The following is a 7,430-nucleotide window of genomic DNA, read 5'->3' on the forward strand; positions in this document are numbered from 1 at the left end:
GTATGGCTCGGATCGTGGCTTCTTCAGCGAGCAGAACCTTGCCTCGTGCAAGCACTCGCCACGCTCAAGAAGACTGCGATGGCGATAGGCCGCCGAGAAACGCCTGCAGGGGAGAGCTTGCTGCCACCTGTCGTGAGACCCAGTTCGATCACGAAATGATGAATTGGAATGACGTGGCCGGTAGAGGAGGGGCGGATTGCTCAACAGCAATACCTCATTCCAGCGCATCGAACGGTGTGAGAGCGAACTAAGCGAATTCGCCGGCGGTTCTGATATGCGCAGCAATTTAGCTGACGGACCTTGCCCGACCGCATTGACAATATTTTTCGATAAACCAGCGCGCATTAGGGCCATGGAGCAAGAGCGGAGCCAAATGGGGGGTGCCGCGCACGTTATGCGAGATTCGAAAATCGGCTTGTGCACCAGCGTTTGCTACTGTCCGAAAGCAAACGCGCATGATGTGGGGAACCCGACAAGCTGTTGCGAACGCGACATTGGGCCGCAAAAACGTGCAGAGCGTTCCTCTGCATCGCACTGGCCCAAATCCTGCACCGCGTTCACGGGCGAGGGCAAGAGAATGGGAGGCGCGTTTGAGTCTCGATCTGAGAAACGACGAAGCGGTCGCCGGTCCACTGTCCGCGACCGACGTGGGCTGTCCGTTTCACACCGATAGAGTCCGCATCCAGCAGGGAGAACAGAAGACGTTGGTGCTAACCGGCGCGTCGCGCGGCATTGGTCACGCCACCGGAAAGCTGTTTTCGGAAGCGGGCTGGCGCATCATTTCTTGCGCGCGCCGACCGTTCGATGGCGGGCGCTGCCCGTGGGAGTCAGGGGCCGACAACCATGTCCAGGTTGACCTCAGCAACCATCGGATGCTGGCGCGCGCCATCGCCGAGGTCAAGGAGCGCCTCGCGGGCGCGCCATTGCACGCATTGATCAACAATGCCGGCATTTCACCGAAGACGCCGAATGGCGCACGGCTGACGTCCTTGACGACGTCACTCGAGACCTGGATGAGGGTGTTCCACCTCAATCTGGTGGCGCCGATCCTGCTCGCGCAAGGCCTGTTTGACGAGCTGAAAGCAGCGACCGGATCAATTGTCAACGTGACCTCAATCGCAGGCTCGCGGGTGCACCCGTTTGCCGGCTCTGCCTATGCGACATCGAAAGCTGCGCTCGCGTGTCTCACGCGCGAGATGGCGCACGACTATGCACCGCATGGCATTCGCGTGAATGCGATCGCGCCCGGCGAGATCAAGACAGACATTTTGTCGCCGAACACGGAAGCGCGCCTTGTACCAAATATTCCGCTGCGCCGAGTGGGCACACCCGAAGAAGTCGCGAAGGTCATCTTCTTCCTTTGCTCGGATGCGGCAAGTTATGTCACAGGCACCGAGGTGCCGATCAATGGCGGCCAACACCTGTGATAGACTGCACCTGCAACAAACAAATCGCAGCTGATTTGATCTACATCAATGGAATTCGTGTTCCCACGGAATGCGAGCGACAGGTGCGGAAGAGCAGAGAACAATAAGCAAGTCAAAGCACTGTAAGTTTACCGTCATGCCGCGCTCAACGCGCTGTAAGTTTTACCATCGTGCCATAATAGAAGGTATCTTTTGCGTCATCCTAAAATGGCGGCGAGATCGAGGATGACATGCAACACAATATTCGCAAATCCGAACAGGAGGACAGCGAGGATGGTCATAACAACGGAGACGTCGTCATGCTGCATCTCCCTTCCGTACGCGAAAGGCCTAACTCAAACTCCGAGACGGACGACGCGGTCCCTGATGTGCCGTTGTACGAGAGCGCGATTATCGGGATCTTCGAAATATCGAAAGTACTCACCGCCCCCTGCCGGCTGGAAGTCACGCTGGCCAACGTCGTCGATCTTCTGCAATCGTTTGTGCAGATGCGGCACGGCATCGTCTCTCTGTTCCACGATGATGGCGTGCCGGATATTGCCGTGGGCTCCGGCTGGAGCGAAGGCAGCGACGAGCGCTACCGGATGCGCCTGCCGCAGAAGGCAATCGACGAGATCGTGGCGTCGGACAAGCCGCTCGTCGCCGAAAACGTAGCAGTGCATCCGGCCTTTAGTGCTGCGGACAAGGAGGTGCTCGGGGCCTCCGACGACATGCGAGTGTCGTTCATCGGCGTTCCCATTCGCATCGATGCGAATGTCGTGGGCACGCTGACGATCGACCGCATCCTGGACAACGCGTCGAGCGTTCGGCTCGATTACGACGTGCGGCTGCTCACAATGATTGCCAACCTAGTGGGGCAGACAGTGAAGCTGCATCGCCTGTTCGCGTGTGACCGCGAGCGATTGATGGCGGAGAAGGACCGGCTGCAAAAGGAATTGTCCGAGCTCAAGCAGCCTGCGCGGGAGCGCAAGAAGGTTCATGTCGAGGGGATTATTGGCGACAGCCCGGCGTTGCGCAAGCTGCTCGAGAAGATCGCGGTCGTAGCCAAATCAAACAGCACGATGCTGTTGCGCGGCGAGTCCGGTACCGGAAAGGAGCTGGTCGCCAAGGCCATTCACGAGCAGTCGGCGCGCGCCAAGCGGCCCTTCATAAAACTCAATTGCGCGGCGCTGACTGAGACGGTACTGGAATCCGAATTGTTCGGTCATGAGAAGGGTGCCTTTACCGGCGCGTTCAGTACGCGCAAGGGTCGCTTCGAGCTCGCCGACAAGGGGACGCTATTTCTGGACGAGATCGGCGAGATCTCGGCCTCGTTCCAGGCAAAGCTACTGCGCGTGCTGCAGGAGCAGGAATTCGAGCGCGTCGGCGGCAACCAGACCATTAGGGTCGATGTTCGCGTGATTGCCGCGACGAATAAGAACCTGGAAGAGGCGGTGGCAAGGAACGAGTTCCGCGCCGACCTCTATTATCGCATCAACGTGGTTCCCTTGCTGCTGCCGCCGTTGCGCGAAAGGCGCGGTGATATCCCGCTCCTCGCCACCAAGTTTCTCAGGAATTTCAACAGCGAGAACGGCCGTACGCTCACCTTCGATACGAGTGCGATTGAAGTACTGATGAACTGCGGTTTTCCGGGAAATGTCCGCGAGCTTGAGAATTGCGTGCAGCGGACCGCGACTCTGGCACCGGGGCCATCGATCGTGAGAGACGACTTTGCCTGCTGCCACGGCCAGTGCCTTTCCGCGATGCTGTGGAAGAGCGGATCGGACGAGATAGCGCTGCAGCCGCGGCCGATCGTACCAGTGCCCGCCAAGCCGGCCACATCGCCGGCCGAGGCTGCTACATCGCTCTCGCCTTTCGGCAGCGAGCTGGCTCCGCTAGCGCCAGTCGGCGCAGCCCTCGTAGGTGGTGCTAAGATGACAGATCGCGAGCGTGTCATCGCGGCCATGGAAAGATCCGGCTGGGTGCAGGCAAAGGCGGCGCGCCTGCTTGGACTTACGCCGCGCCAGATTGGCTACGCCCTGAGGAAATATGGCATCGAGATCAAGCGCTTGTGAAAGGAGTGTCGGCCTTGGGGTATGTCGGGGCCGTGACCATCGCCGTTGGGGCGAATAGCTGGAGAAACAGACATAGAGGCTTGGTTGGTTTGGCGCGGACTTGGACCCGATCACGATCGGATGCGATCCCCGCGTCGGCCCGATTTTGTCATCCTCGAGATCAGCCCGCGCGACCACCGGCGGTCCCATGCCCGAAACGGTCGTGCGAACGCGGCGCTGTCATCGCGAATTCGTTGGCCGTGTCGGCATCGACCATTAGCTCACGCCGGATATAGTCAGCGAGACCATCGGGTGTTCGACCTCGTTCAATTTGCCCGGCGTCATATGCAGCGACCGCTGCGCGATGCGGGCCTGCGCGCGAAGGGACCGCCGTGTGCCAAGCGGTCGCAGGCGCCGCAAGCTTATTGCGGCGCTGGTCTTGCCCCTGGCGATGCGAAGCATCGTCCAGTGCAAGTCGGCTCAGGGCTTACGCTCTCTCGTGAGCGCAGCGGCCGCTGCGGAGACTCGGGATCCCGTATGGATCGACTCGAGCAAAGCGCATCCCGTTTTGAGCCGCTCTCCTTGATCCAGATCAACGACAAATCACGCCGCGCGAACCGGGCTGTCGTAGTCACGACGAATGTCGCAATTCCGCCGGCGGACGTCAGGCTACAGTGACATGACGCTTCCCAAAGGCCATTATATTGCTGCCTGATTTTGAAATTCGCGCAATGGTACGACACTTGCTGTTCTCTTCGCCAGCCGTTGCAACGTCTGGAGAAGCACATGCACAACGTCGTCTGCATCAAGCAGGTTCCCGACTCCGCGCAGATCCGCGTGCACCCCGTGACCAACACGATCATGCGTCAGGGCGTGCCGACCATCATTAATCCATACGACCTCTTCGCGCTCGAGGCCGCGTTGGAGCTGCGCGATAAGTTCGGCGGCGAGATCACCGTCCTTACAATGGGGCCGTCATCAGCCGAGGACTCATTACGCAAAGCGCTGACCTTTGGCGCCGATCGCGCCGTACTGCTCACCGACCGCTGCTTTGCGGGCGCCGATACGCTGGCAACGACTTACGCGCTGGCGACCGCCATCCGCAAAATCGGCAAGGAATATGGCCCGCCGGACCTCATCTTCACCGGTAAGCAGACCATCGACGGCGACACCGCGCAGGTTGGGCCCGGCGTCGCGAAGCGGCTCGGTGTGCTGCAGCTTACCTACGTCGCAAAGATCAGGGCCCTGGATCTCACCGCACGCACAATTGAAACGGAACGGCGCTCCGAAGGTGGCGTCCAGGTCCTTCGCACCAGGCTGCCGTGTCTCATCACCATGCTGGAGGCAACCAACCAGATTCGCCGCGGCGCCATGGCCGATGCATTGCGTGCCGCCCGGACGCCGATCGTGAAATGGAGTGCGCAGGAGGCCGGTGTCGAGGACATCTCCAAATGCGGTCTCAAGGGCTCGCCGACCATCGTCAAGCGTGTCTTCGCGCCGTCCGCGCGCGCTGAGAAGGCGGTGCTGGTAGAGGCCGCCGAGCAGCCGGCGCAAGCATTGATCGACGCCATCTTCAAGCACCAGCCCAAGCTTGAAACCGACCTTGCGGCGCTAGCCCGCGATGCCTGATCTGAAGGGTCTTGGCGATGAGCGACGTGATAAGAGCTCCCGCGTTGCCTGCGCAACGGCGCGCCGCCAAGAAGGCGCTGCCGGGGCATTCAACGCTGACAAGCATGTCTGGTCTTCATCGAACAGGAGCGCGGGGAGGTGCATCCAATCTCCTGGAAGCTGATGGGGGAGAGCAGCAAGCTTGCCGAAAAACTGGAGGTTGTTCTCGCGGCGGTCGAGATTGGTCCGGAGGGCGAGGCGACACGCAGCGCCGCGGTCGAATTCTTCTCCTACGCCGAGGACCTTGTCCATCTCGTCGCCGACAACGTGCTCGCAGATTACCGCAACCAGTCCTACAGCATGGCGTTGGCCGATCTTGTCAACACCCACAAGCCGGAGATCCTGCTGTTGGGAGCCACGATCTTGGGCCTTGATCTCGCCGCCTCCGGCGGTCGCCGCATTTACGCGACCGCGTAGCAGGCGAGCGTACATTTTGAGAACATGCGCCACTGAACAAAGGAGAGGCCCCGTGATCGAAGAGAGGTTCGATGCCATCGTGGTTGGCGCCGGAATGGCCGGCAACGCGGCGGCGCTGACCATGGCCAAGCGTGGCATGAAGGTGCTGCAGCTCGAGCGCGGCGAATATTCCGGATCAAAGAACGTGCAGACTGCCATCCTCGATGCGGACATCGTGGAACAGCTGGCGCCCGATTTCCGCGAGGACGCGCCGCTCGAGCGCCGCCTTGTCGAGCAGCGCTTTTGGTTAATGGATAGGCGCTCCCATGTCGGACTGCGCTACCGTTTCAACGACTGCAACGACGAGCGACCGAACCGGTATATCGTTATCCGCGCCCTATTCGATAAATGGTTCTCCCGGAAGGTGAGGGAGGCCGGCGCCACCATCTTGTACCAGACTACAGTTACGGAGCTGGCGCAGAACCGCCGCGGCCGCGTCATTGGTGTGCGTACCGACCGCCAGGACGGCATAATCCACGCCGATGTAGTTGTGCTCGCCGAGGGCGTCAATGGCTTGCTCGGGACGTGTGCGGGCTTGCGCGAGCGGCCGACGCCCGACCAGGTTGCGCTGCAGGTCAAGGAAATGCACCTTTTGCCGCGCGAGACCATCGAAGCCCGTTTCAATCTCAAGCGCGACGAAGGGATCGTGATCGAGGCCGCCGGCTCCATCTCGCGCGGCATGAACGGCATGGGTTTCATCTATGCGAATAGGGAGTGCATCTCACTCGGCATCGGCTGCCTCGTCTCCGATCTCCAGCGAACGGGCGAAACGCCTTACGGGCTACTCAATCGCTTCAAGCGTCATCCGTCGGTGGTGCCGCTAATCAACGGCTCAGAGCTCAAGGAATATTCCGCGCACCTCATCGCGAAACGCGGCTACAACACCATACCCCAGCTCCGCGGCAAGGGATGGGTGGTGGTCGGGGATGCCGCCGAACTCAATAATACCAGCCATCGTGGGCCTCTGAACGTTGCGATGATCTCTGGACGAATTGCCGCGGAAGCGATCTTCCGTGTGAAGTCGCGCGGCGGTCGCAGCACGTCGAATAGTTTCTCACTATACAAGAAGATGCTGAATGAGTCGTATGAGGATCTGAAAAAGTACAAGGATATGCCGGCGCTGATGCACACCCAGCCGGACAACTTTCTCCTCACCCATCCGCAGCTCGTCTCGAAGGCAATCCTGAACTTCGCGCGCATCGGTGGCAGGCCAAAGGCGGGGGAGGAGCAGTCGGACTCAAAATCCTTTGGCGATGTGTGGTCATGGACCGGAATCTTCGGCAATGGCTTCCGCTTACCGCGCGCCTGGCGCTGAATCAGCACTAGCTCAAGCGAAAACATGGGAGCCAGAAATGTGAACTTCGAGCATTCGATGCGCGTAAAGGACTAGCTGTTCTATAGCCCGTTATTTGGCCGACGTCCCACCTGCCTACATCAAGGGGCGGCCCGACGAGAGCCCGTTACTGCAGTTAGTCGCTCCTGCTGAAAGCTGTTGCCGCGCCACTACGAGTCGAACACCATGCCGAGACTACCGTTGACGGTCGCGTCGAATGCGGCCCGGCTGGCTCATCAGCGAGCCGCCCGCGACATCGAATGGAGCCCAGCGACACGGCGGCTATGGCGAGCTATTCAAGTTTCGGTGACGATTGGGCAGCTGCTATGGCGCCTAACAAGGACCTTCATTGGTTCGATCCATCTGGCCGGCGCACTCCAATCCCGCTCCCTCCGTTGCGCCGTTTCGGCTGGTGAAGCTAAAAAGATGTTTAGCCCAAGTCTTCGCCAGATATGGTCTGTGGAGCAGGACAAGAGGCTTTTAGGTTGACTGGGTTTTGCGTGCAAGGGCTTC

The 7,430-nt window shown here is 60.2% G+C and carries 4 protein-coding genes and 1 pseudogene; all 5 read left to right on the forward strand.

Annotated features, from left to right (window positions below; all coding sequences use genetic code 11):
* Positions 1 to 590: 590 nt before the first annotated feature.
* The 5 genes and pseudogenes from KJQ96_RS37630 to KJQ96_RS37650 all read left to right on the forward strand — a co-directional run bounded on the left by KJQ96_RS37630 (position 591) and on the right by KJQ96_RS37650 (position 6,899).
* Positions 591 to 1,427: an SDR family NAD(P)-dependent oxidoreductase gene (locus KJQ96_RS37630; RefSeq protein WP_213291068.1), complete on the forward strand. Its 837-nt coding sequence runs from the start codon at positions 591 to 593 to the stop codon at positions 1,425 to 1,427.
* 230 nt (positions 1,428 to 1,657) lie between these two features.
* Complete coding sequence (gene nifA / locus KJQ96_RS37635) at positions 1,658 to 3,481, forward strand: nif-specific transcriptional activator NifA (protein WP_213291069.1); 1,824 nt, start codon at positions 1,658 to 1,660, stop codon at positions 3,479 to 3,481.
* 765 nt (positions 3,482 to 4,246) lie between these two features.
* Positions 4,247 to 5,089 (forward strand): electron transfer flavoprotein subunit beta/FixA family protein, encoded by an 843-nt coding sequence (locus KJQ96_RS37640; protein ID WP_057853273.1) that lies wholly within the window; start codon positions 4,247 to 4,249, stop codon positions 5,087 to 5,089.
* A 17-nt stretch (positions 5,090 to 5,106) separates the two neighbouring features.
* Positions 5,107 to 5,515: pseudogene (locus tag KJQ96_RS37645) on the forward strand (electron transfer flavoprotein subunit alpha); the annotation flags it as partial.
* An 82-nt stretch (positions 5,516 to 5,597) separates the two neighbouring features.
* Positions 5,598 to 6,899: an FAD-dependent oxidoreductase gene (locus KJQ96_RS37650; protein ID WP_213291070.1), complete on the forward strand. Its 1,302-nt coding sequence runs from the start codon at positions 5,598 to 5,600 to the stop codon at positions 6,897 to 6,899.
* Positions 6,900 to 7,430 lie beyond the last annotated feature (531 nt).

It is taken from the genome of Bradyrhizobium sp. sGM-13 (assembly GCF_018398875.1).
GTDB lineage: Bacteria > Pseudomonadota > Alphaproteobacteria > Rhizobiales > Xanthobacteraceae > Bradyrhizobium.

Bases quoted from the DNA above. Each gene is read 5' to 3' on its own strand.
- KJQ96_RS37640 (WP_057853273.1), top strand. From the start codon at position 4,247: ATGCACAACGTCGTCTGCATCAAGCAGGTTCCCGACTCCGCGCAGATC.
- nifA (WP_213291069.1), top strand. From the start codon at position 1,658: ATGCAACACAATATTCGCAAATCCGAACAGGAGGACAGCGAGGATGGT.